The following is a 21,205-nucleotide window of genomic DNA, read 5'->3' as shown; positions in this document are numbered from 1 at the left end:
GAACGCCCTCAAACGGCCTGAAGGCTCTGCCAGGGCCGGGTGCCGGCGGTGGTGAGCCGCTGCGTCGCGCGGGACAGCGCGACGTACAGCGTCCGCACGCCGCTGGCATCCGTGGCGATCTCCGCCGGCTCGACCAGCACCACCGCGTCGTACTCCATGCCCTTGGCCTCCAGCGCGGTCACGACCTGGACCCGCTCCGGCAGCCCGGCCACCCACGCGGCCATCTCGTCGCGCCGCGGCACCGGCGTGATCACACCGATCGTGCCGTCCACGTCGGCGAGGTGCTTCTCCGCCGCCTGCCGCGCCGCCTCGGGCAGCTCCCCGGCCGGCACGACCAGGTCGACCGGCTCCACGCCCGTGCTGCGCACCGCCCGGGGCAGCGGCAGGTCCGGCATGATCGTGCGGATCACCCGGGCCGCCACCGCGAAGATCTCCGAGGAGTTCCGGTAGTTGGTGGTCAGCGCGTACGTGTTGCGCTTACGCGAGCCCAGCGCCTTCTCGCGCGCCCGGTCCAGCTCGCCGACATCGCCCGACCAGGCCGTCTGCGCCGGGTCACCGACGATCGTCCACGACGCGTACGCGCCCCGCCGGCCGATCATGCGCCACTGCATGGGTGACACGTCCTGCGCCTCGTCCACCACCACGTGGGCGTAGTCGCGGTAGTCCTCCTCGCGCTGCACAGCCTGCGCGCGGGCGGCGGCCTGGCGGTCCGCGTACGTGCTGACCTCCTGCACGCCGTCGCGGACGTGGAACGGGTTCTTCGTCTTCTGCTGCGCCCTGCGCGGCCGGCCCATCAGCTCGTCGAGCTCGTCGAGCAGCGCCACGTCCGCGATCGTCGGGCCGTGCTCCGCCAGGCCGTCGAACGAGCCCTGCAGCAGCGCGATCTCGTCCTTCGACAACAGCCCGTTCGCGTACGCCCGCAGCCGGGCCGGCTCCGCCAGCCACCGCAGCACCCGCATCGGCGTGAACCGCGGCCACCAGGCGCGCAGGAAGTCCCGGAAGTCGGCGCGGTCGGCCAGCTCCGACTCGAACTCCGGCTTCTCCGGCAGGTTGCGGACCGCACCGCGCGCCTGCGCCCACAGCGCGTCGAAGATCCGGTCGAAACCGGTGCCCCGGACCTCGTTGCGGCGCGCGCCGCGCGGCAGCGCCTTCCGCCGTACGCGATCCAGCTCGGCGGCGTCCAGGCGCAGCAGCGTGCCCCGGTACAGCAGGCGCAGCTCGGTCGGCCCGCCCGGCACCGCGTCGTGCGAGGCGCGCTCGAGCACCCGGCGCATCCGCAGCGAGCCCTTGATGGCCGCCACCTCGGTGGGGTCGACCCGGGTGGCGTCGTACCCGGGGACCAGCGAGCCCAGCGACCGCAGCGTCGCGGTGTCCTCGCCCAGCGACGGCAGCACGGTCGCGATGTAGTCCACGAACACCCCGGACGGCCCGACCACCAGGATGCCGCCGCCGGCGAAGCGGCCCCGGTCCGAATACAGCAGGTACGCGGCCCGGTGCAGCGCGACGGCGGTCTTGCCCGTACCCGGCCCGCCGGTCACGATCGTCACGCCGGACGCGGGGGAGCGGATCGCCTCGTCCTGCTCGCGCTGGATCGTGGCGACGATGTCGCGCATGCCGCGCCCGGTCGCCTTGGAGAGGCTGGCCAGCAGGGCGCCGTCACCGACCACGCGCATGTCCGGCGGCGCCGCCTCCGGGTCCAGCAGGTCGTCCTCGATGTTCGTGACGTGCTCACGCGCCGACTGGATCATCCGGCGCCGGACCACCCCGAGCGGCTCGGCGGGCGTCGCCCGGTAGAACGCGGCAGCGGCCGGGGCCCGCCAGTCCACCACCAGCGACTGCGAGTCCTCGTCGCGGATGCCCATGCGGCCCACGTAGTGCACCGCGCCGGTCTTCAGGTCGAGGCGGCCGAAGACCAGCCCCTCGTACTCGGTGTCGAGCGCGTGCCGCCGCCGCGCCGCGTGGAACACCATCGCGTCGCGCTCCACGAGGGCGCCGAACGTGCCCACGCCGGCGAGCTTGTAGCCCTCCTTCTCGGCGCGGGACGCCTCCCGGCGAAGCTCGGCCAGGCGGGCGTACACCCGGTCGACGTGCTTCTGCTCGGCAGCGATCTCCTGCTGCAGGACATGGGCGTCGCTCAAGTCGGTCAGTGCTCCCCGCTTGTGGATCAGCTGGCTGCCGCCGCCGCGTACCGTGCGAAGGGGGCAATCGAACTTACTCCTATCGGGGTGGTCGAGTCGACGGCGGCACGCCTGACGACTGATTTGCGACCCTTTGCCTCCCGGTCAGGCCGCCTGGTCGTAGCCGTCGCGGCGGGCGCGGCTCAGCCGGCGGCGGCGCTGCGCGGCGGTGCTGTCCGCCGCCTTCGCGACGACCTCGCTCAGCGCCGTGGTGACCAGCTCCGGGCGCTCCATCATCAGCATGTGCCCGGCGCCCGCGCACACCGTCAGCTCCGTGCCGGGCAGGGCCTCCGCGATGGACTCCGCGCACGGCGGCGGGGTCAGCCGGTCCCGGTCGCCGACCAGCACCGCGGCGGGTACGTCACCCAGGGTCGCGAGCGTGTCGAGGCGGTGCTGGCTGCCCACCGAGTTCCGGAAGCCGCCGATCGAGCGCAGCGAGGCCCGGCCCACCCCGGACATGACCACCTGCAGGTCGTGATCGTCGTACTCGTCGCCGAAGAGCAGCCACCGCACCCCCGGCCGCAGCGCCGGCAGGACCGTGCGGTGCGGCCGCCGCGCGCCCAGCCGGGCCAGGACGCCGGCGCCGGTCTGCTCCGCGAGCCGCAGGATCGGCGTCAACGTGGTGGGCAGGCCGTAATGGGTGTGGGTCGCGCCCTCCGCCGTCGTGGAGACGAACACCAGGCCGGCGACCCGCTGCGCGAAGTGCTCCCGGTGCAAGTCGGCGTACTCCATGATCGTCATACCGCCCAGCGAATGCCCCGCCAGAACGACGGGGCCCGAAGGGGCGTACGCGTCCAGCACCTCCGCCAGATCGGCCCCGAGCTGTCCCACCGTCGCCGAGCGCAGCCGGGTGGCACCGGAAAGCCCGTGCCCCCGCGCGTCGTACGCGACCACCCGTACGTCCTCGCCCGCGAAAGCGCTCATCTGGTGGTGCCACGTACGGCGGTCCAGGCACCATCCGTGCAGCAGCACGACCGTGACCGGCGCGTCCACCGGACCGGACGTCTCGACCTGCAGTCGTACGCCGTCGGCGAGAGTGAGCTCCGAGCGTTCCGACATGGGCACCTCCGTGTATCGCACGGCCCCGTTGTACCCACGGGTAATCAGCATCACTCTCGATCGCCGGAAAAGCCACCGTCCGGTCGGATCTTCCACCGCGCCTTGAGGCTGCTCCGAGCACGCGTACGGCCTTCGGGACGTGATGTCGCTCGCACCGCCTGTGCTGCGGCCCCGGTTCGTAGAGAATCGGAGCCATGACGGGTCCGACACCTGCCTCGCTGCCCACGGCCTCCGCGCCTTCCGTACCCGACGCCGTACCGGTCTCCCCGGCACCGGCCGGGACCGCCGTCGTCCAGGAGCGGATCACGCGGCCCGCCGACGCCCTCGCCGAGCTGATGGCGGGCAACCGCCGCTTCGTCACCGGCGAGCCGATCCACGGCCACGACGTCTCCGCTGCGGCCGCCGCCTCCGGCGGTCAGCTGCCCCACGCGGTCGTCGTGGGCTGCATCGACTCCCGGGTGCCGCTCGAGGCGATCTTCGACCAGACCTTCGGCTCCATCTGCGTGGTCCGCTCCGGCGCCCACGTCGTGGATCGCGCGGTGCTGGGCTCGGTCGGCTTCGCGGTCTCCGCCCTCAACGTTCCCCTGATCATGATCCTGGGCCACGCACGCTGCGGCGCGGTCGACGCGACCGTGCAGGCGCTGCGCGCGGGCGACAACCCGGGCGGCGACCTGGGCTACCTGGTCGACGAGATCGCCCCGGCGGTCCACAGCGTGGGCCTCGACGACCCGGAGGTGGCGGCCAAGGCGATGCGCGCCCACGTCACCCGGACCGTACGCCGCATGCGCGACATCGCCGGCGTGCCGGAGGCGGTGGCAGCGGGGAAGGTGAGCATCGCGGGTGCGGTGTACGACCTCGACACCGGTGCGGTCGAGCTCCTGACCTGAGCCGCCGGCCCCGGTTCGCTCCTGGCTGTCGGCCGGCTTCGGTGTGGCTTTCGGCGCTCGTGTGGCCGGGCTTTCAACCCCGGGCCGCCCAGCCGTCAGCGAGCCCAGCCCAGCCCGGCTTTAGCCCGGCCCAATTTGCAGCGTGCCCGGCCCTGCCTTCAGCGCTTGCCTGCCCTGCCCGGCCCAGCCTTCGGCTGTGGCCGGGCTCTGGGGTCCGTGCCTGGCCTTGCGGTCGGTCCCCGGCCTGCCTGTCGACCTTGGCCTGGCTTTCCGTCCGCCTCGGCCCGGCTTTTCGCTCGGCCCGGCCCTGGCTGATCAACTTGTCGTGATCTTCGGTGGATGCGAAAAGGCGCTCCCGGGTACGAAACCCTGGGAGCGCCCTGGTGCGCTGCGGAGGCTCAGCCTTCGAAGACGCCCGCGTCGACGAGACGCTTCTCGGTGGTGCCCCAGCCGTGCTGCGGGAACGTCTGGTCGAGGCCCTGGATCTCGGCGCGGATCTTGGCGCCGTGACCCGCGGCGGCGAGGCTGCGGATCTCCTCGACGAAAGCGTCCGAGTCGGTCTTCAGGTGGTTGGTCTTGCCGTTGGTCAGGTTGCGCACGTACGCGAAACGGCCGTTCGCGAGCGGGATGAGGTACTTGAACTCACCGAGCACGCTGAGGGCGCCACCCTGGCCTGCCTGGCCGGCGCGGACGGATGCGCGGGCGGTCTTCGAGGTGTTGCTCGCCACGGCGGTACTCCTTGGAAAAGAACGGGTGTCGGCATAAAACGCCGGAGCAATCCTACACGAGGCCAGCAGGGCCGCACCGCGGGAGTGGGCTGGTCCGTTAGGTCAGGTGTGCCACTACGGCCATTCACATGTCGATATTGCGGTTTCTCTGGCGCACCATCCGTACCACCCGGCATCATGGAGCACGATCAACCGCGGTCGAGGTCGTAGGGGAAGACGCACCTCGGTCTCCGGGAGGTCACCGTGCCAACGTGTGGCGTCGTATACGTCCACTCGACCCCACTCGCCGTGTGCCAGCACGTCGAGTGGGCGATCGCGCGCGTCCTGACCGCGCCGGTCACCCTGCATTGGACTGCGCAGCCGGTCGATCCCGGCATGCGGCGGTCGGAGTGCAGCTGGACCGGAAGGCCGGGCACCGGCGCCGAGCTGGCTGCTGCCCTCAGGCAGTGGCCCATGATCCGTTTCGAGGTCACGGAGGAGCCGAGCCCCGGCGTGGACGGGGAACGCTTCATGCACGTCCCCGGCCGCGGCCTGTTCCGAGGAACGATGGGCGCCTCCGGCGACATCCAGCTCGGCGAGGACCGCCTCCGCTCGATCATGGCGGCCGCCCGCGCCCCGGAGGCGCTCTCGCACGCCCTGGAGAAGGCACTGGGCACGGCCTGGGACGCGGAACTGGAGCCGTACCGCTACGCCGGCGACGGCGCCCCGGTCACCCTCCTCACCCGCGTCGGCTGACCCGCCACCGATGCACCCGGTCCGGCCGGCCTCTCGCGCCGGCCGGCCTGTCGGCAGCGTGGCCCGCAACGCCCGGCGTGCCTGCTACGCCCGGCGTGGGCCGCCCCGCCCGGCATGGCCGGCGCGGCTGCCCCGGCGTGGCTGGCCTGGTGCGGCCCGAGTCACCCGGCCCACCCGGGCTGGCTCACCCCGCGGGGCTCACCCCCGCGCGGCTCACCCGGGCTGGCTCACCCCGTCCGGCCCACCCGGGCCAGCCCACCCGGGCCGGCTCACCCCCGCGCGGCTCACCCCGGCCGGCTCACTCCGCGCCGCCCACTCTGGCGCGTTCACCCCCGCCTCGCGTATGGCAGAAGTTATCCACAGGGCCGGTTTGTCGATGTTCGGGCGAAGCTGATCCAATGGCCCCCGTGAATAGGGCGCTCTCCGTTGCTGTGGCCGTACCCCTGGCTCTGATCCTGGCCGGGTGCGGCAGTGACGCGCCCACGCCACCGCCCGCCTCCGCTGTCGCCGCGCCGTCGCCGAGCCTGCCGGCGCCCAGCGCGGCCGGCGTCGCCCCGATACCCACCGGCGACCCCGCCACCCGGGCGCGCGAGACCGTGCGGACGTTGAGCGACGCCGGCCTCGCGGGGCAGGTGCTCATGCCTTATGCGTACGGTGACAACGCCGACCGGGTCGACGGCGCCGCCGCGGCCGGCAATCAGAAGCTGGCCGGGGTGAACACGCCCGCCGAGATGGTGGCGAAGTTCGGGCTCGGCGGGGTGATCCTCGTCGGGTTCACGGCCGGCGACCCGACCGGTGCGACGAATCCCGCCACGAACGTGGACAACCCGCAGCAGGTCCGCGCGCTGACCGACGGGCTGCAGGCGGCGGCGCGGCGGCTGCCCGGGGGTGCGCCGCTGCTGATCGGTACGGACCAGGAGTTCGGCGTGGTCACCCGGGTGCGGACCGGTGCGACGCAACTCCCGTCCGCGATGGCTTTCGGCGCCGCGGGCCGGCCCCCGCTCACCCAGGCCGCGTGGCACGCCGCCGGGCAGGAGCTGGCGGCGATGGGCATCAACCTGGACTTCGCGCCCGTCGCCGACACGCTCGGGGCGCAGGGCAGTTCTGTCATCGGCTCGCGTTCTTACGGCGCCGATCCGGCCGCGAACGCCGCTCAGGTGCGCGCCGCCGTACGCGGAATTCAGGGCGGCGGGGTTTCCGCGGCGCTGAAGCATTTTCCGGGGCACGGGCACACGACCGGTGACAGCCATGACGACCTGCCGATCGTGCGGCAGAGTCCGGCGCAGTGGGAGCGCGAGGACCGGCCGCCGTTCGCCGCGGGCATCGACGCGGGCGTGGCCGTGGTGATGTCCGGCCACCTCGACGTGGAGGCGCTGGACAAGGGCGTCGCCGCGACCTTCTCTCACAAGATCATGACTGATGTGCTGCGCGGGCGACTCAAGTTCACCGGCGTCGCCGTCACGGACGCCATGAACATGGCTCCGGCGATGAAGTGGCCGGCCGGGGAAGCGGCCGTGCGCGCCCTCAACGCGGGCAACGACATGCTCCTCATGCCGCCGGACATCACCGCGGCGCGCGACGGCATCCTCGCCGGGCTGCAGAACGGGAGCCTCAAGCGGGAGCGGCTGGTCGAGGCGGTCACCCGGATCCTGACCCTGAAGTTCCGCTCCGAGCGCCCCCAGCCGGACCTGTCCGTGCTGGAGTCGCCCGAGCACCGCAAGGCGGTCCTCGCCGCCGACGCCGCCGCGGTGACGGTCCTCAAGGGCCGCTGCTCCGGCCCGCTGGTCACCGGCCCGGTCACGGTCACCGCCTCGGGCGGCCGGGAGACCGCGCGCACCGGGCTGGTCGAGGCGTTGCAGCAGGCCGGCGTCCCGGTCCAGGCCGCGGGCGGCACGGTCGTGCACCTCATCGGGTACGGGGACCACACCACCGACCTGAGCCCCGACGCGGCGGTGACGGTGAGCATGGACACGCCGGCCCTGCTGGCGGCGGCGAAATCACCCACGCTCGTGGCCACGTACTCGTCAAGCCGGCTGTCGCTGGACGCGCTGGCGGCGGTCCTCGCCGGCAAAGCGAAGGCGCCGGGTCGTTCACCGGTGCAGGCAGGCAAGCTGCCCCGCAGCGCCTGCAGGAAATAGCACCCGCGGCGTCCCGGGCAAGGCGCTGCGCGTGCCGGGCAGCGCCTCGCCCGAACCGCGCTGCGCGTGCCGGGCAGCGCCTCGCCCGAACCGCGCTGCGCGTGCCGGGCAGCCGGAGCCGCACGGCCGCCGGTCCGGCGTCGTGCACAGGCAGATGGGCGGGCGTGCACAGGCAGATGGGCGGGCGTGCACACGCAGATGGGCAGGTGAGGGCGGCCCGGAGCGGCTGGGACGTGCCCGCGGGCCTGGGCGAAGAGCAGCCCGGCGCCTGGGCAAGAGCAGCCCGGCGTCCGGGCGATGCGCGACCGGCGACCCGTGGGCCGGGGTCAGAGCGGGATGTTGCCGTGGGTGCCGCGCGCGGCCGGGGCCGCTGCCAGGGCTTCCGCGATCCGGTGGCGGGTCTGCTCCGGCGTGATGACGTCGTCCACGACGCCGATCTCCAGCGCCCGGTGTACGCCGCCCGCCGTCCTCGTCTGCTCCTCCACCAGGGCCTCGCGCAACGCCTCCCGCTCGTCATGCGGGGCGGCCGCCAGCTTTCTGCGGTGCAGGATTGTCACGGCGGCGCTCGCGCCCATGACCGCGATCTCGGCTGTGGGCCAGGCGAAGACCGCCGTCGCGCCCAGGGCGCGGGAGTTCATGGCCACGTACGCGCCGCCGTACGCCTTGCGGGTCACGAGCGTCACCCGCGGCACCACCGACTCGGCGAAGGCGTGCAGGAGTTTGGCGCCTCGCCTGACCACGCCGTCCCACTCCTGGCCGAGGCCGGGCAGGTAGCCGGGCACGTCGACCAGCACGATCAGCGGTACGCCCAGCGAGTCGCACATCCGCACGAAGCGGGCCGCCTTCTCGGCGCTGGCCGCGTCCAGGCAGCCGCCGAGGCGCAGCGGGTTGTTCGCGACGACGCCGACCGTACGGCCCGCGAACCGGCCCAGGGTGGTGACGACGTTCGGGGCCCAGCGGCCGTGCAGTTCCACACCCGGCTCGTCGAGCAGCGCTGCGACCACGGGCTTCACGTCGTACGCGCGGGTGGGCCGGTCCGGCATCGTGGCGGCCAGGTCCCGGTCGTGGGTGACGTCGGCGGGGCTGAGGCGCCCCTGGTGGCCGAGCAGCACGGTCAGCTTCCGGGCCTGGCCGTACGCGTCGTCGTCGTCCTTGGTCGTGATGTGCACGACGCCGGACCGGCGGCCGTGCGGCTCCGGGCCGCCCAGCCGTTCCATGTCGACCTGTTCGCCGGTGACGCTGCGGACGACCTCGGGGCCGGTCACGAAGATGCGGCCGCCCTTGCTCATGATGACGATGTCGGTGAGCGCCGGACCGTACGCCGCACCGCCCGCGGCCGGGCCGAGCACCACGGAGATCTGCGGTACGCGCCCGGAGGCCCGGACCATCGCGGCGAAGACCTGGCCGACGCCGTCCAGCGCGACCACGCCCTCGGCGAGGCGGGCGCCGCCGGAGTGCCACAGGCCGAGAACGGGTACGCGTTCCCGGACGGCGGTGTCGATGGCGTCGACGATGTGCCGGCAGCCCTCGACGCCCATCGCGCCGCCCATGCGGGTGCCGTCGGAGGCGTACGCGATCGCGGGCGTGCCGTCGACGTCGCCCCGCGCGTACAGCACGCCGGAGTCGTCCTTCGGCGCGAGCAGGCGCAGCGTGCCACGGTCGAAGAGCGCCCGCAGGCGCGTCTCCGGGTCGCGGTGGTCGGCGACCTCGGGGCCGGCCGACGGGGAAGTCGTGGTCACGGCGCACTCCAAGCGGGGCGAAAGGTCACGCCCGAGAAGAACCGGCCGAGGCGTCGCGCCGGAGAGGAACCGGCCGAGGCGTCGCGCCGGAGAAGAACTGAGCGAGCGATCGCGCCGGAGAGAACCCGGGCGAGGTGTCGCGCCCGACAAGGACTGAGCCGCGCCGGCCGCGGACCCACCGCAGGGGTGGGGCCGCAGCCGGACCGGGCGTCAGACGCGGGTGAAGACCAGCGCCACGTTGTGGCCGCCGAAGCCGAACGAGTTGTTCATCGCCGCGGCGATCTCGAGCGGGCGGGCCTTGTGGGCGGCCACCTCGAGGTCGAGGCGGTCGTCCGGGTCGTCCAGGTTGATCGTCGGCGGCACCACGGAGTCGCGGATGGCCAGGATCGTGGCGATGGACTCGAGGGCGCCGGCCGCGCCCAGGAGGTGGCCCGACATCGACTTGGTCGAGGTGAGCAGCGGGTGGTCGCCGATGGCGGCCCGGATGCCCTTGATCTCGCCCATGTCACCGACCGGGGTCGACGTGGCGTGCGCGTTGACGTGGACGATGTCCGCGCCGGTCAGGCCGGCGTCGCGGATGGCCCGGCTCATCGCGCGGATGCCGCCACGGCACTCCGGGTCCGGCTGGACGATGTCGTAGCCGTCCGAGGTGATGCCGGCGCCGGCGAGGCGGGCGTACACGGTGGCGCCACGCGCGGCCGCGTGGTCGGCGCGCTCGAGCACCAGCGCGCCCGCGCCCTCGCCGAGGACGAAGCCGTCGCGGCCCTTGTCCCACGGGCGGGACGCCCTCTCCGGGTCGTCGTTGCGGGTCGACATGGCCCGCATCGAGGCGAAACCGGCGATCGGGAGCGGGTGCACGACCGCCTCCGTGCCGCCCGCGACGACCACGTCGGCGCGGCCGGAGCGGATGATGTCGAGGCCCAGGGAGAGCGCCTCCGCGCCGGTGGCGCAGGCGCTGGCCATGGAGTGCACGCCGGCCTGCGCGCCGAGGTCGATGCCGACCCAGGCGGCGGGGCCGTTGGGCATGAGCATCGGCACGGTGTGCGGGCTGACCCGGCGCGGCCCGGAGGCCTCCAGGATGTCGTCCTGGTTGAGCAGGGTCTGCGCACCCCCTATTCCGCTGCCGAAGCTGACGGCGAGCCGCTCGGGGTCGAGGCCCGAGTCGGCCAGGCCGGAGTCGGCCCACGCCTGCTTCGCGGCGATCAGCGCGATCGCCTCGGAGCGGTCGAGCTTGCGCAGGCGTACCCGCTCGAGGACCTCCGACGGGTCCACGGCGAGCTCCGCGGCGATGCGTACGGGCAGCTGCGCGGCCCACTCCTGGGTGAGGGGACCCACCCCGGAGCGGCCGGCGAGCATGGCGTCCCAGGTGGACGCGACGTCCCCGCCCAGCGGGGTCGTCGCGCCGAGCCCGGTGACGACGACGTCTGTGCTGCTCATGTCAGTGATTCGCCTCGATGAAGGACACGGCGTCGCCGACGGTCTTGAGGTTCTGGACCTCGTTGTCGGGGATCTTGACGCCGAACTTCTCCTCGGCGGCCACCACGACCTCGACCATCGACAGCGAGTCGACGTCCAGGTCGTCGGTGAAGGACTTCTCCTCGGCGACGTCGTCGGGGTTCACCCCGGCGACCTCCTCCAGGATCTCGGCGAGGCCGGAGGTGATCTCTGCGCGGGTAGCCATAGTTCGATGGTTCCTCTCGGTGGTGGGGACTGCTCGACGGGCGGACGGCTGCCTCAGGGGCAGCGGACGACCTGCCCGGCGTACGTGAGGCCGCCGCCGAAGCCGAAGAGCAGCACCGGGGCGCCCGAGGGCACCTCCCGCCGCTCGACCAGCTTGGACAGGGCCAGGGGGATGCTCGCCGCGGACGTGTTGCCGGATTCGACGAGGTCCTTGGCGATGACGACGTCCGGGCCGAGGCCGAGGCGCTTCACGATGCCGTCGATGATGCGGGTGTTGGCCTGGTGCGGGACGAAGGCGGCCAGCTCCTCGGGGCGTACCCCGGCGCGCTCGCACGCCTGCAGGGCCAGCGGGGCGAGCGCGGTGGTCGCCCAGCGGAAGACGATCTGGCCCTCCTGCTTGATGTACGGCTGCCACCCCTCGATGCGCAGCACGTCGCCCTTGTCCGGCACGGAGCCCCAGAGCACCGGGCCGACGCCGGGCTCCTGGCCCTCGGGCACGGCCGAGACGACCGCGGCACCGGCGCCGTCGCCGAAGAGCACGGCGGTGCTGCGGTCGGTCCAGTCGGTCAGGTCGGAGAGCTTCTCGACGCCGATCACGATCGCGTTCCGGGTCGCACCGGCGCGGATGGCGTGGTCGGCGGTGCCCAGCGCGTACGAGAAACCGGAGCAGGCCGTGTTGAGGTCGAAGGCGGCGGGCGCGGCCACGCCCAGCTTGGCGGCGACCCGGGTGGCCACGTTGGGGCACCGGTCCTCGGACGAGCAGGTGGCGACGACGACCATGTCGATGTCGGCGGCGGTCAGCCCGGAGCCGGCCAGGGCCTTCTCCGCGGCGAAGGTGGCCATGTCGGCGACCGTCTCGGCGTCGGCGATGCGGCGCTCGGCGATGCCGACCCGGTCGCGGATCCACGCGTCGTTGGTGTCGATGATCCGGGCGAGGTCGTCGTTGGTGACGACGCGCGAGGGCTGGTAGTGGCCCATCGCGACGATGCGGGAACCCGCGGTCATGGTTGCTCCTTCGGTCGCGAGCGGGGGTGTCACTCCTGGTGCCCGCCGATGCGAGCGACGGGCCGGCCCGGCGCCACCGGGTCGTCGTCGTGGGCGAGCCATTCGACGAGCACGCCGGCCGCGTGCGCGGCGATCTCGACGGGACCCTGCCGGGTCGCCACGTGCCCGATGACCTGGCCGGCGCGGACGTCGTCGCCCTCGGCCAGGCCCTCGGCGGGCCGGAACACGCCGGCGCCGGTGGCCACCGCGACCCGGAACAGCGGGGCCGGCTCGAGGCTGGGCGTCACGCCGTGCCGGGCGATCAGGTCGCGGGCCGCGGGCAGGTCGTCCGGGGTGTTGAGGGTGACGATCTCGGGGGCGTTGTCGCCCTTGAGCTCGCGCTTGACCAGCCCGGCGAGGGTGCCGGCGGGCGGGAGCTCGACGATGCCTGTGACGCCCAGGTCGCGCAGGGTGCGCATCACCAGGTCCCAGCGCACCGGGGCGGTGACCTGGCGGACGAGGCGCTGCAGCATCTCCCGGCCGTGCGCGACGGCGGCGCCGTCGCGGTTGGACAGCAGGATGCGGGCCGGGTCGGCGACGGTGACGCCGCCGGCGACCGCGCCCAGCGCCTGCTCGGCCGGTGCCATGTACGGCGTGTGGAAGGCGCCCGCGACGGCCAGCGGCCGCACCCGGGAACCGGCGGGCGGCTCCTCGCCGAACTTGGCGAGCGCGTCCACGGCGCCCGCGGCGACGATCTGCCCGGCGCCGTTGCGGTTGGCGGGGTAGAGCCCGTGCTGCTCGATGGCGGCCACCACCGTGTCGGCGTCGCCGCCGAGGACGGCGCTCATGCCGGTCGGCTCGAGGGCGCAGGCGGCGGCCATCTCGCGGCCGCGCACCCCGGCGAGGGTGATCGCGGCCTCGGCGGGCAGCACCCCGGCGAGCGCGGACGCGGCCAGCTCGCCGACGCTGTGCCCCGCGACCAGGCCGACGTCGTGCAGGGGCAGATGCTCACCGGCGAGGAGCGCGGCGGCGACCAGCAGTGGCTGGGTGCGCGCGGTGTCCTTGATCTCGTCGGCGTCGGCCTCGGTGCCCAGGTGGAGCAGGTCGACGCCGGCGAGGGCGGACCACCAGCGCAGGCGCGCCGCGGTGCCGGGCAGGGTCAGCCACGGTGAGAGGAAGCCGGGCTTCTGGGAACCCTGGCCGGGTGAGAGTACGGCGAGCACGTCCTCGACTCTTCCGGATGAGGCAGGGTTCCGCGGGTGCGGCGGGAGACCAAACCCTACGACCCGCGTTGTGGGGTTCCTACAAAGCACCCCAGGCTTTGTGGCTGTTCGTGGGTATTTGCGGGGGCTGCCGCCACGTATTCGCGGGCCGCTCGTTGGCGTGACTTAGCTCGCAGGGTCCAGCCGGCCGAGGATGAGGGCCATCCGCAGCGCGAACGCGTCCCGCCCGTCCAGAGGGGACATCCCGGTCACTTCGGCTACGCGCTTGAGACGGTACCGCACTGTGTTGGGGTGCACGAAGAGCTCACGGGCGGCGCTCTCCAACACCCCGTTCGCGGCGAAGAAGGCGTCCAGCGTCTCCAGCAGTCCGCCGCCGGCGCGTACCAGGGCGCCGTACGCATCGTGTTTGAGCGTGCGCCGCGCCTCGGCGTCGCCGGCCAGCGCTCGCTCGGGCAGCAGGGCGTCGGCCGCGACGGGGTTGGGCGCGCCGGGCCAGGCCTGGGCGGCGCGGAAGCCGGCGAGCGCCGCGCGGGCCGACTCGGTGGCGTTGTCGAGCGACGGTACGGCGGGCCCGACCACGACCGGTCCCTCGCCGAAGGCGGCGGCGAGCTGCCCGGCGATCGCGAGCGGGTCAGCGGCGCCACCCATCACCACCACCAGCCGGTCGCCGTGCACCCCGCCGACCACCTCGACCCGAGCCCGCCGGGCCGCCCGGTAGACGCTGTGCAGCACGGCGGTGTGGTCCCCGCCGGGGGAGCGGCCCACCACGACGGCCACCGGCGGGGCGTCCGCCCAGCCCAGCGCGGCGGCCCGGCTGGCCAGCACGTCGGAGGAGTCGCCGCGCAGCAGCGCGTCCACGAGCAGGGCCTGCAGGCGGGCGTCCCACGCGCCGCGGGACTCGGCGGCGCGGGCGTACACCCGGGCGGCGGAGAACGCGATCTCCCGGGAGAACTTGAGGATGGCCTCGGTGAGCGCACCCTCCTCGCCGGCCGCGGCCAGGTTGGCCACCTCGGACTCGGCGACGTCGATGGTGACCTTGATCAGCTGGACGGTCTGGGTCAGCGTGATCGACCGGGCCAGGGCGCGCGGCGCGGCGGCGAAGACCTCGTCGGAGATCTCCTGGGTGCCGGCCGCGGTGCCGCCCGAGCGCAGCCACTCGACCAGCGACCGGACGCCGGCCTGGGCCACGAGCATGATCGACGAACGCTGGTCGGCGGGCAGCGCCCGGAACCACGGCAGCGTCTCGTCCATCCGGGCCACGCTCGCCGAGGCCAGGGCGCCGGCGTTGCGTTCGACCCGGCGCAGGGTGGCGGCCAGGGGGCGTTTCGCCGTACCCGTGGAGTTGCCGTCCGCTGCCATCCGACCAGCATGTCAGGGACCGCCCGGGCCGGCGCCGCGGACCGCCGCCCTGAGTTGTTTGCGGAAATTTGTCCGTTATCGCGGTGTGCCCTCCCCGCGATTTCGGTCGGTGACCTGGCAGGGTGTCGTCCTAGCGCCGCGAGGACCGGCACCCGCGAGGGTCAAGCCGGGCGCCGCGGTGCCGATCAGGTGACCGGCAACGTCAGGAGGGGAGGCACGACATGAAGGACCACGAGGGGGTACGCCCCGACGCGGAGCACGACGCCGCGGAGGACGGCTCGGCGCCCACGTCCGACGCCGCCGTCCTCGCCGTGGCGTCCACCGGCGACGAGCCCGCCGACGAGGTCCCGCACCGGGTGGGCTGCCGCTCCGAGCTGCGCGGCTGGGCCGGCGCCCACCTGCACGGCGCGGTACGCCCCCGCCGTCGCGCCGCCGGCCGCGGACGTCCCCCCGGCCGCTGGTGCTGATGCCGACTTCTCACCCCAGGGGGTGACTGCCGGGCGCGTCCGCCACCACAGGCGCCCGGCGCCCGGACACCGTGGGGCCGTGGACGACAAGAGACGGCTCATCCTCGACCAGGCCCTCGCCCTCGTCGACGAGCAGGGCCTCGGTGCGATGTCCATGCGGGCGGTGGCGGAACGGGTCGGGCTCACCTCGATGGCGCTCTACCCGTACGTCGGCGGCAAGGACGCCCTGCTCGACGGCCTGGTCGACCTGCTGCACCTGGAGCTCGGCAGCGCGTACGGCGACGACCCGTCGGGCATCGACTGGCGGCAGCGGCTGCGCGCCCTGGGCCGGGCGGTACGCGGCCTGTCCCGGCGGCACCCGCGGGCGTACCCGCTGATCCTGAACCGTCCCTCACCCGGCGGCTCGTGGCTGACCGCGGCCCTGCACGCGACGCTGCACGACGCGGGCGTGCCCGCGGACAAGGTGCCCCGGCTGACCCGGATGATCTGCGCCTTCCTGCTCGGCTACACGACCGGCGAGGTCACCGGCGGGCTCCCGGCGGCCGCCGGCACGCAACCCGCGGACGACGCGGCCGGCGACGCGCAACCCGCGGACGACGCGGCCGGCGACGCGCAGCCGGCGGACGACGCGGCCGAGTTCGACGCGGACCTCGAGGACCTCATCCGGCTCGTGGAGGTCACCGTCCGGGTCGCGTGACCCCCGTTCCGCCGCGCGGTCCCGCCGTTGTGCCCTATAAAGGTGCAAATGACCGAGGAGTACGTGGCCCAGCGCTACGCCCACCTGCGCCGGGCGGCCTTCCTGATGTGCGGGGACTGGGCGCAGGCCGGTGAGCTGGCGCGCGCCACGCTCGCCCGGGCGCTGACCGCCCCCGACGTGGGGGATCCGGACCTGTGGGCGTACGGCGACCTGATGGCCGCGTTCAAGCCGTCGCACGGGCGCCGCGAGCACGTCTTCGTCGCGCCGAGCGAGGCGGGCGAGCGCGGTGCGGCCGACGCCGACGCCGGGATGGGTGACGTCTTCACGGTGCTGGTGCTCGACGCTCTGCGCCGGCTGTCGCCCAAGTGCCGCGCGGTCCTGGTGCTGCACCACTTCTGCCATCTCGCGGTGGTCGACACCGCGGAGGTGCTCGGCCTCGACGCCACGAAGGTGACCGAGTACGAGGCCGAGGGCCTGGCCGCGTTCGCCGACCTGCTGCGGATCACCCGGCCGGCGGTGACGGCGTGAGCGCGGCCATGACCAGCGTCCTCGAGCGCGCCTGCGCGGCCGAGCCGCCGATCGGCGATGCCGTCGACGACATCGTCCGCCGCGCCGACCGGCTGCGCCGCCGCCGCGTCCGGGTGGTGATCCTGGCCGGCCTGGCCGTCGTGCTGATCGTCGTGCTCCTCGGGTACGCCCTCACGACGGTCCTGCTGCCCGGGCCGAAGCCGCGTACGGCCGCCGCCGTGCCGGTCGCCCAGCCGCGCCCGTCGGCGGTGCTGGACCCGGTCCTGCGGGTGCTCAGCGGCCCGGTGGACGCCCGGGACCTGCGGATCGTGCCGCGGCAGCCGGCGTCCGGGCCGGGCTGGCGGCAGTACGCCGTCCTGACCGCGAACGGCGGGCCGCACGGCATGATCGAGGTGGCCGTCTACGACGCGCCCGCCGGGCTGTGCCTGCCGGTGCTGGCCGACCCGGACGCCTGCGCCCAGCCGGACCGGACCCGCGCCGGCGTCGAGTACGCCCGCTACTCCGCGCGCGAGGACAGGGACTGGCAGGTCAACGAGGTGATCGCCCGCCGGGTCGTGGACGGGCGCACGGTGGTGGTGCAGGCGACGGGCGAGCGCGGCACCGGCGACGCCGAACGTGGCAAGCCGCCGCTGACGGCGCGGGAGGTGGCGCAGGCCGCGACCGATCCGCGGCTGCCGGACGCCTTCGGCCTGGGGGAGCGGTGCAACGCCCCGGCGCTCGCCTGCCCGGTGCTGCGGGTGCCGGTGCGCCCGGCCGGCTGAGCCGGGGTCAGACCCGGCGGCGGATCAGGTATGCCACGCCACCCAGCCCGATCAGCACGACCAGCAGCACCGCGCCGTTGAGCAGGAACAGCTGGCGCATCTGGCTGAGCACGTCGCTGCCGACCGCGAGCGGGTCGAGCTCCTCGGAGTCGACCTCCTCGCCGACCCCGCCGCCGATGCCGCCGCTGACCACGTCCGGCTTCTCCTTGAGCGGGACGCCGGCGATGCGCAGCGACTCCGACATGGTGAGCCGGCCGTAGAACCAGCCCGCCGCCTTCTTGCCGGTCGGCTGCTTGGCCGGCCGGTACGCGCGCGGGCCGCCGGCGGCCATCGGGTAGAGGTCGTACTGCTGGGCGGCCTTGTCCTTGACCAGCACGACGATCGTGTACTTCGGCCCGAGCTTGTCGGCCTTGGGCTTGGTCGTGGTCGGCGTGGCCGAGGCCAGCCAGTTGACCTCGCTGAGCAGGCGCTGGAACAGGTCGCGCCGGTCGGCCTGCTGAACGACGATCTTGCCGCCGGGCACCTTGCCGGCGATCTGCACGGCCGTCGGCTTCGCACCCGCCTTGGGCGCCGCCGAGCTGGAGTCCTCCTGCAGGACCGAGGCGGTCACCGGCGCCGGTGCGGCGTGGGCGACACCTGGCGCGAGCCCGGCTCCGAACGCGAGCGCCGCGGCGAGCACGCCGGTCGCGGTCCAGCGCCGCGTGATCAAACCTCGAGCCACGTCCGGCCTCCCCCGCCTGCGTGATGGACATTGCCGCGCCGTGCGTGCGTTCTCACAGCTTCCTCGCAGATCCAGTCGCCCGCATCCCGGCGGGCGGCCTTTTCGAGCTATCGGAAATCGGCGGCGAGAGTGAACAGCGACTGCTGATCGGCGCGCGAATAGTACCCAGCGCCTGCAAGCGCCGCTGGCCAAGGTCACCCGTGCTGCTGACGGTCATACCGTCAAGACGCACGCCCGGGGCGAAAGAGTTGCCTGGTGAGGGACGCGCGCACCGGTTTCCCGGTGCGCGCATACCGAAATGGTCACGAAGGAATCAGCCGAGCTTCGCCCGGGCCGCGGCCAGCCGGGCGAGGGTGCGCTCGCGCCCGAGCATCTCGAGCGACTCGAACAGCGGCAGGCCGACCGTACGCCCGGTCGCGGCGACCCGGACCGGCGCCTGGGTCTTGCCCAGCTTGAGCCCGCGCTCCTCGCCGACACGCTCCAGGGCGGCCTTGAGCGGGTCGGCCGTCCACTCCTCGAGGGCGCCGAAGGCGGCGGCCGCGGCGTCGAGGATCTCGGCCGCGCCCTCCTTCATCGCCTTGTTCCAGGACTGCTCGTCGGAGACGGGCTCGTCGAGGAAGAGGAAGTCGACGTAGTCGACGATCTCGCTGAGCACGGCGATGCGGGTCTGCGCGAGCGGCGCGACGGCGGCGAACACCGTGGCGTCGAACTTCGCCGGGTCCCACGGCGGGGCGGCGATCGTGTCGGTGCCGCCCAGCCACGGCGCGCACACCGCCGCGAACTCCTCGGCGGACAGCGCGCGGATGTACTCGCCGTTGAACGCCCGCAGCTTCTTGACGTCGAAGAAGGCGGGGGAGTGGTTGACGTCCTCGAGCCGGTACTCGTCGAGGACGACCTGCCACGGCACGATCTCCCGGTCACCGCTGGGCGCCCAGCCGAGCAGCATCAGGTAGTTGCGCATGGCGGCGGCCAGGTAGCCCTCGTCGCGGTACGACTCCAGCGCCACCTTGTCGCGGCGCTTGGACAGCTTCTGGCGCTTCTCGTTGACGATGACGGGCACGTGTCCCCACACCGGCGGCTTGACGCCCAGCGCCTCCCAGAGCAGCTGCTGCTTGGGGGTGTTGGGCAGGTGCTCCTCGGCGCGGATGACGTGGGTGATGCCCATCGTCATGTCGTCGACCACGTTGGCGAGCAGGAAGACCGCCGAGCCGTCGCTGCGGGCGATGACGAAGTCCTCGATGAGCTTGTTGTCGAACGTGGGCTCGCCGCGGACCAGGTCGACCACCACGGTCTCGCCCTCGTCCGGCGTACGGAACCGCAGCGCGCGACCCTCGCCGGGCCCGAGCGCGCGCTCCCGGCAGAAGCCGTCGTAGCCGGTGTGGGTGTTGCCCGTACGCGCCACGACGTCGTCGCGGGTGCAGTCGCAGTAGTACGCGCGGCCCTCGCCGTACAGCCGGGTGGCCGCGGCGGTGTGGTCGCTCGCGTACGCCGACTGGAAGTAGGGACCCTCGTAGGCACCGCGTTCGATGCCGATCCAGTCGAGTGCGGAGATGATGCCCTCGGTCCACTCCGGCCGGTTGCGGGCCGCGTCGGTGTCCTCGATCCGCAGGACGAACGTGCCGCCCGTCTGCTGTGCGTAGATCCAGTTCTGCAGCGCCGAGCGGGCGCCGCCGACGTGAAACATTCCGGTCGGAGAAGGGGCGAAGCGTACTCGTACAGTCACGGCCCAAGCCTACGGCCCCCCGCGACGAGGTTTCCGGCGGCCTTTCTTCACGACTTATATTGACGACTGTTAGTAAGGCTTCTTAAGATTTCCCGGCCCGATGTCGTGCCCACGGCGCCCCCACGCCGGACAGGAAGGTCCCCACCCCATGGCAAAGAGAAGAAGAATCGCCTCGGCCGCGGCCGCCCTCGTGGTCGCCGCCGGCGGTCTCGTCACCGCGCTGGCCGTCCAGGGCACCTCCGAGGCGGCGGTGCTGCCGAACAACTTCCGGAGCGTCGGCTACATGCCGTCCTGGGCCGGCAGCGTCACGAGCATCCAGTACAGCAAGCTCACCCACATCAACTACGCCTTCGCGCTCCCCAACGCGAACGGCACCCTGCAGCCGATCGAGAACACGTCGAAGCTGTCGCAGCTCGTGTCGCTCGGCCACCAGAACAACGTCAAGGTCTCGCTGGCCATCGGCGGCTGGAACGACGGCAACGACTCCGGCTTCGAGGCGATGGCGGGCAGCGCGAGCACCCGCACGACCTTCGTCAACACCGTGATGGGCGTCGTCGGCCAGTACAACCTGGACGGCATCGACATCGACTGGGAATACCCCGACCCCGGCACCTCCGGGAACAACTACACCGCGCTCATGCAGCAGCTCGGCAACGCCCTGCACGCCCAAGGCAAGCTGCTCACCGCCGCGGTGGTCTCCGAGGGCGGCACGGCGAACGGGGTGCAGCCGGCCGTCTTCAACGCCGTCGACTGGCTGAACATTATGGCGTACGACGGCGGCAGCCCGCACGCCAACTACGACTGGTCGATCGCCAGCGTCAACTTCTGGAAGGGCCGCGGCCTGCCGGCCTCCAAGGCGGTGCTGGGCGTGCCGTTCTACAGCCGGCCCGGCTACAAGACGTACGCGGAGATCGTCGCGGTCAACCCGGCCTTCGCCAACCAGGACTGCGCGACCATCAACGGCGTCAACGAGTGCTACAACGGCCTGCCGACGATCCGGCGCAAGACCCAGTGGGCCATGGCGAACGCCGGCGGCATCATGAACTGGGAGCTGTCACAGGACGCCACCGGCGCGAACTCCCTGGTCAGCGCCATCTACGCGACCGCGACCGGCGGCACCAACCCGCCGACCAACCCGCCGTCGGGGCGCACCGGGCGGATCACCGGGATCGCCGGCAAGTGCGTCGACATCGCCGCGGCCTCGTCGGCCAACGGCACGGCGGTGCAGCTCTACGACTGCAACGGCACGGCCGCGCAGACCTGGACGGTCGGTGCCGACGGCACGCTGCGCGCGCTCGGCAAGTGCATGGACGTGGCCGCGGCCGGCACGGCCAACGGCTCGCTGGTGCAGATCTACGACTGCAACGGTACGGGCGCACAGACGTGGCAGGCGCAGGGCGACGGGACGCTGCGCAACCCGTCGAGCGGCCGGTGCCTCGACGCGTCGAACAACAGCTCGGCCAACGGCACCCGGCTGCAGATCTGGGACTGCTTCGCCGGCGCGAACCAGCGCTGGACGCTGCCGTAACGGGGGGGGGGGGCGCCGGGGCGCGAGCCGCCCCCCCCGGGGCACGCCCCCCCAAACCCCCCCCCCCCCCG

At 73.4% G+C, this 21,205-nt stretch carries 19 protein-coding genes; 8 read left to right on the top strand and 11 right to left on the bottom strand.

What is annotated here, in order from left to right:
- Positions 1–8: 8 nt before the first annotated feature.
- A complete protein-coding gene (locus IT780_RS23425; protein ID WP_199513793.1) occupies positions 9–2,138 on the bottom strand; it encodes a HelD family protein in 2,130 nt (709 codons plus the stop codon).
- A 144-nt stretch (positions 2,139–2,282) separates the two neighbouring features.
- Positions 2,283–3,236: an alpha/beta fold hydrolase gene (locus IT780_RS23420; protein WP_199513792.1), complete on the bottom strand. Its 954-nt coding sequence runs from the start codon at positions 3,234–3,236 to the stop codon at positions 2,283–2,285.
- Positions 3,237–3,571: 335 nt separating this feature from the next.
- Between IT780_RS23420 and IT780_RS23415 the strand changes: the two genes are divergently transcribed.
- Entirely contained in the window at positions 3,572–4,123 is a 552-nt protein-coding gene (locus IT780_RS23415; RefSeq protein ID WP_199514044.1) for a carbonic anhydrase, read from the top strand.
- A gap of 398 nt (positions 4,124–4,521) precedes the next feature.
- Here the strand turns inward: IT780_RS23415 and IT780_RS23410 are convergent, their stop codons facing one another.
- Complete coding sequence (locus tag IT780_RS23410; protein WP_199513791.1) at positions 4,522–4,851, bottom strand: hypothetical protein; 330 nt, start codon at positions 4,849–4,851, stop codon at positions 4,522–4,524.
- A gap of 243 nt (positions 4,852–5,094) precedes the next feature.
- Between IT780_RS23410 and IT780_RS23405 the strand changes: the two genes are divergently transcribed.
- On the top strand, positions 5,095–5,586 hold the full coding sequence (locus tag IT780_RS23405; RefSeq protein WP_199513790.1) for a DUF3145 domain-containing protein: 492 nt from the start codon (positions 5,095–5,097) through the stop codon (positions 5,584–5,586).
- Between the two features lie 398 nt (positions 5,587–5,984).
- Complete coding sequence (locus tag IT780_RS23400) at positions 5,985–7,724, top strand: glycoside hydrolase family 3 protein (RefSeq protein WP_199513789.1); 1,740 nt, start codon at positions 5,985–5,987, stop codon at positions 7,722–7,724.
- Positions 7,725–8,050: 326 nt separating this feature from the next.
- Here the strand turns inward: IT780_RS23400 and IT780_RS23395 are convergent, their stop codons facing one another.
- The 6 genes from IT780_RS23395 to IT780_RS23370 all read right to left on the bottom strand — a co-directional run bounded on the left by IT780_RS23395 (position 8,051) and on the right by IT780_RS23370 (position 14,709).
- Positions 8,051–9,463 (bottom strand): acyl-CoA carboxylase subunit beta, encoded by a 1,413-nt coding sequence (locus IT780_RS23395; RefSeq protein ID WP_199513788.1) that lies wholly within the window; start codon positions 9,461–9,463, stop codon positions 8,051–8,053.
- 210 nt (positions 9,464–9,673) lie between these two features.
- Positions 9,674–10,900, bottom strand: coding sequence for a beta-ketoacyl-ACP synthase II (gene fabF / locus IT780_RS23390; protein WP_199513787.1), 1,227 nt, complete (start codon positions 10,898–10,900; stop codon positions 9,674–9,676).
- Between the two features lies 1 nt (position 10,901).
- Positions 10,902–11,144, bottom strand: coding sequence for an acyl carrier protein (locus IT780_RS23385; protein WP_023359558.1), 243 nt, complete (start codon positions 11,142–11,144; stop codon positions 10,902–10,904).
- A 53-nt stretch (positions 11,145–11,197) separates the two neighbouring features.
- Positions 11,198–12,148 (bottom strand): beta-ketoacyl-ACP synthase III, encoded by a 951-nt coding sequence (locus IT780_RS23380; protein ID WP_199513786.1) that lies wholly within the window; start codon positions 12,146–12,148, stop codon positions 11,198–11,200.
- A 29-nt stretch (positions 12,149–12,177) separates the two neighbouring features.
- Positions 12,178–13,350, bottom strand: coding sequence for an acyltransferase domain-containing protein (locus IT780_RS23375; RefSeq protein ID WP_199513785.1), 1,173 nt, complete (start codon positions 13,348–13,350; stop codon positions 12,178–12,180).
- Positions 13,351–13,515: 165 nt separating this feature from the next.
- Positions 13,516–14,709: a PucR family transcriptional regulator gene (locus IT780_RS23370; protein ID WP_199513784.1), complete on the bottom strand. Its 1,194-nt coding sequence runs from the start codon at positions 14,707–14,709 to the stop codon at positions 13,516–13,518.
- Positions 14,710–14,930: 221 nt separating this feature from the next.
- Here IT780_RS23370 and IT780_RS23365 point away from each other — a divergent pair, with 221 nt between their 5' ends.
- The 4 genes from IT780_RS23365 to IT780_RS23350 all read left to right on the top strand — a co-directional run bounded on the left by IT780_RS23365 (position 14,931) and on the right by IT780_RS23350 (position 17,162).
- Complete coding sequence (locus tag IT780_RS23365; RefSeq protein WP_199514067.1) at positions 14,931–15,176, top strand: hypothetical protein; 246 nt, start codon at positions 14,931–14,933, stop codon at positions 15,174–15,176.
- A 79-nt stretch (positions 15,177–15,255) separates the two neighbouring features.
- The gene (locus IT780_RS23360; protein WP_199513783.1) at positions 15,256–15,873 is read left to right on the top strand and encodes a TetR/AcrR family transcriptional regulator; all 618 of its coding nucleotides are present in this window, start codon (positions 15,256–15,258) and stop codon (positions 15,871–15,873) included.
- A gap of 48 nt (positions 15,874–15,921) precedes the next feature.
- Positions 15,922–16,401, top strand: coding sequence for a sigma factor-like helix-turn-helix DNA-binding protein (locus IT780_RS23355; protein ID WP_199513782.1), 480 nt, complete (start codon positions 15,922–15,924; stop codon positions 16,399–16,401).
- A complete protein-coding gene (locus IT780_RS23350) occupies positions 16,398–17,162 on the top strand; it encodes a hypothetical protein (protein ID WP_199513781.1) in 765 nt (254 codons plus the stop codon). Before IT780_RS23355 ends, IT780_RS23350 begins: the two co-directional genes overlap by 4 nt.
- 7 nt (positions 17,163–17,169) lie before the next feature.
- Here the strand turns inward: IT780_RS23350 and IT780_RS23345 are convergent, their stop codons facing one another.
- Positions 17,170–17,883, bottom strand: coding sequence for a hypothetical protein (locus IT780_RS23345; protein ID WP_307831333.1), 714 nt, complete (start codon positions 17,881–17,883; stop codon positions 17,170–17,172).
- Between the two features lie 313 nt (positions 17,884–18,196).
- Complete coding sequence (gene gltX / locus IT780_RS23340) at positions 18,197–19,606, bottom strand: glutamate--tRNA ligase (RefSeq protein ID WP_199513780.1); 1,410 nt, start codon at positions 19,604–19,606, stop codon at positions 18,197–18,199.
- Positions 19,607–19,754: 148 nt separating this feature from the next.
- On the opposite strand from gltX, the gene IT780_RS23335 reads away from it, so the two are divergent.
- Entirely contained in the window at positions 19,755–21,134 is a 1,380-nt protein-coding gene (locus tag IT780_RS23335; RefSeq protein ID WP_199513779.1) for a glycosyl hydrolase family 18 protein, read from the top strand.
- The last annotated feature ends 71 nt before the right edge of the window (positions 21,135–21,205 follow it).

Origin of the sequence: Nucisporomicrobium flavum, from assembly GCF_016464385.1 — a bacterium.
GTDB classification, from domain to species: Bacteria; Actinomycetota; Actinomycetes; order Mycobacteriales; family Micromonosporaceae; genus Actinoplanes; species Actinoplanes flavus_A.
The sequence above is the reverse complement of the archived record's forward strand: the minus strand, read 5'-3'. Positions and strand labels throughout refer to the sequence as shown.

Bases quoted from the DNA above. Each gene is read 5' to 3' on its own strand.
- IT780_RS23385 (WP_023359558.1), bottom strand. From the start codon at position 11,144: ATGGCTACCCGCGCAGAGATCACCTCCGGCCTCGCCGAGATCCTGGAG.
- IT780_RS23415 (WP_199514044.1), top strand. From the start codon at position 3,572: ATGGCGGGCAACCGCCGCTTCGTCACCGGCGAGCCGATCCACGGCCAC.
- IT780_RS23400 (WP_199513789.1), top strand. From the start codon at position 5,985: ATGGCCCCCGTGAATAGGGCGCTCTCCGTTGCTGTGGCCGTACCCCTG.
- IT780_RS23335 (WP_199513779.1), top strand. From the start codon at position 19,755: ATGGCAAAGAGAAGAAGAATCGCCTCGGCCGCGGCCGCCCTCGTGGTC.
- IT780_RS23380 (WP_199513786.1), bottom strand. From the start codon at position 12,148: ATGACCGCGGGTTCCCGCATCGTCGCGATGGGCCACTACCAGCCCTCG.
- IT780_RS23370 (WP_199513784.1), bottom strand. From the start codon at position 14,709: ATGGCAGCGGACGGCAACTCCACGGGTACGGCGAAACGCCCCCTGGCC.
- fabF (WP_199513787.1), bottom strand. From the start codon at position 10,900: ATGAGCAGCACAGACGTCGTCGTCACCGGGCTCGGCGCGACGACCCCG.
- IT780_RS23420 (WP_199513792.1), bottom strand. From the start codon at position 3,236: ATGTCGGAACGCTCGGAGCTCACTCTCGCCGACGGCGTACGACTGCAG.
- IT780_RS23365 (WP_199514067.1), top strand. From the start codon at position 14,931: ATGAAGGACCACGAGGGGGTACGCCCCGACGCGGAGCACGACGCCGCG.
- IT780_RS23355 (WP_199513782.1), top strand. From the start codon at position 15,922: ATGACCGAGGAGTACGTGGCCCAGCGCTACGCCCACCTGCGCCGGGCG.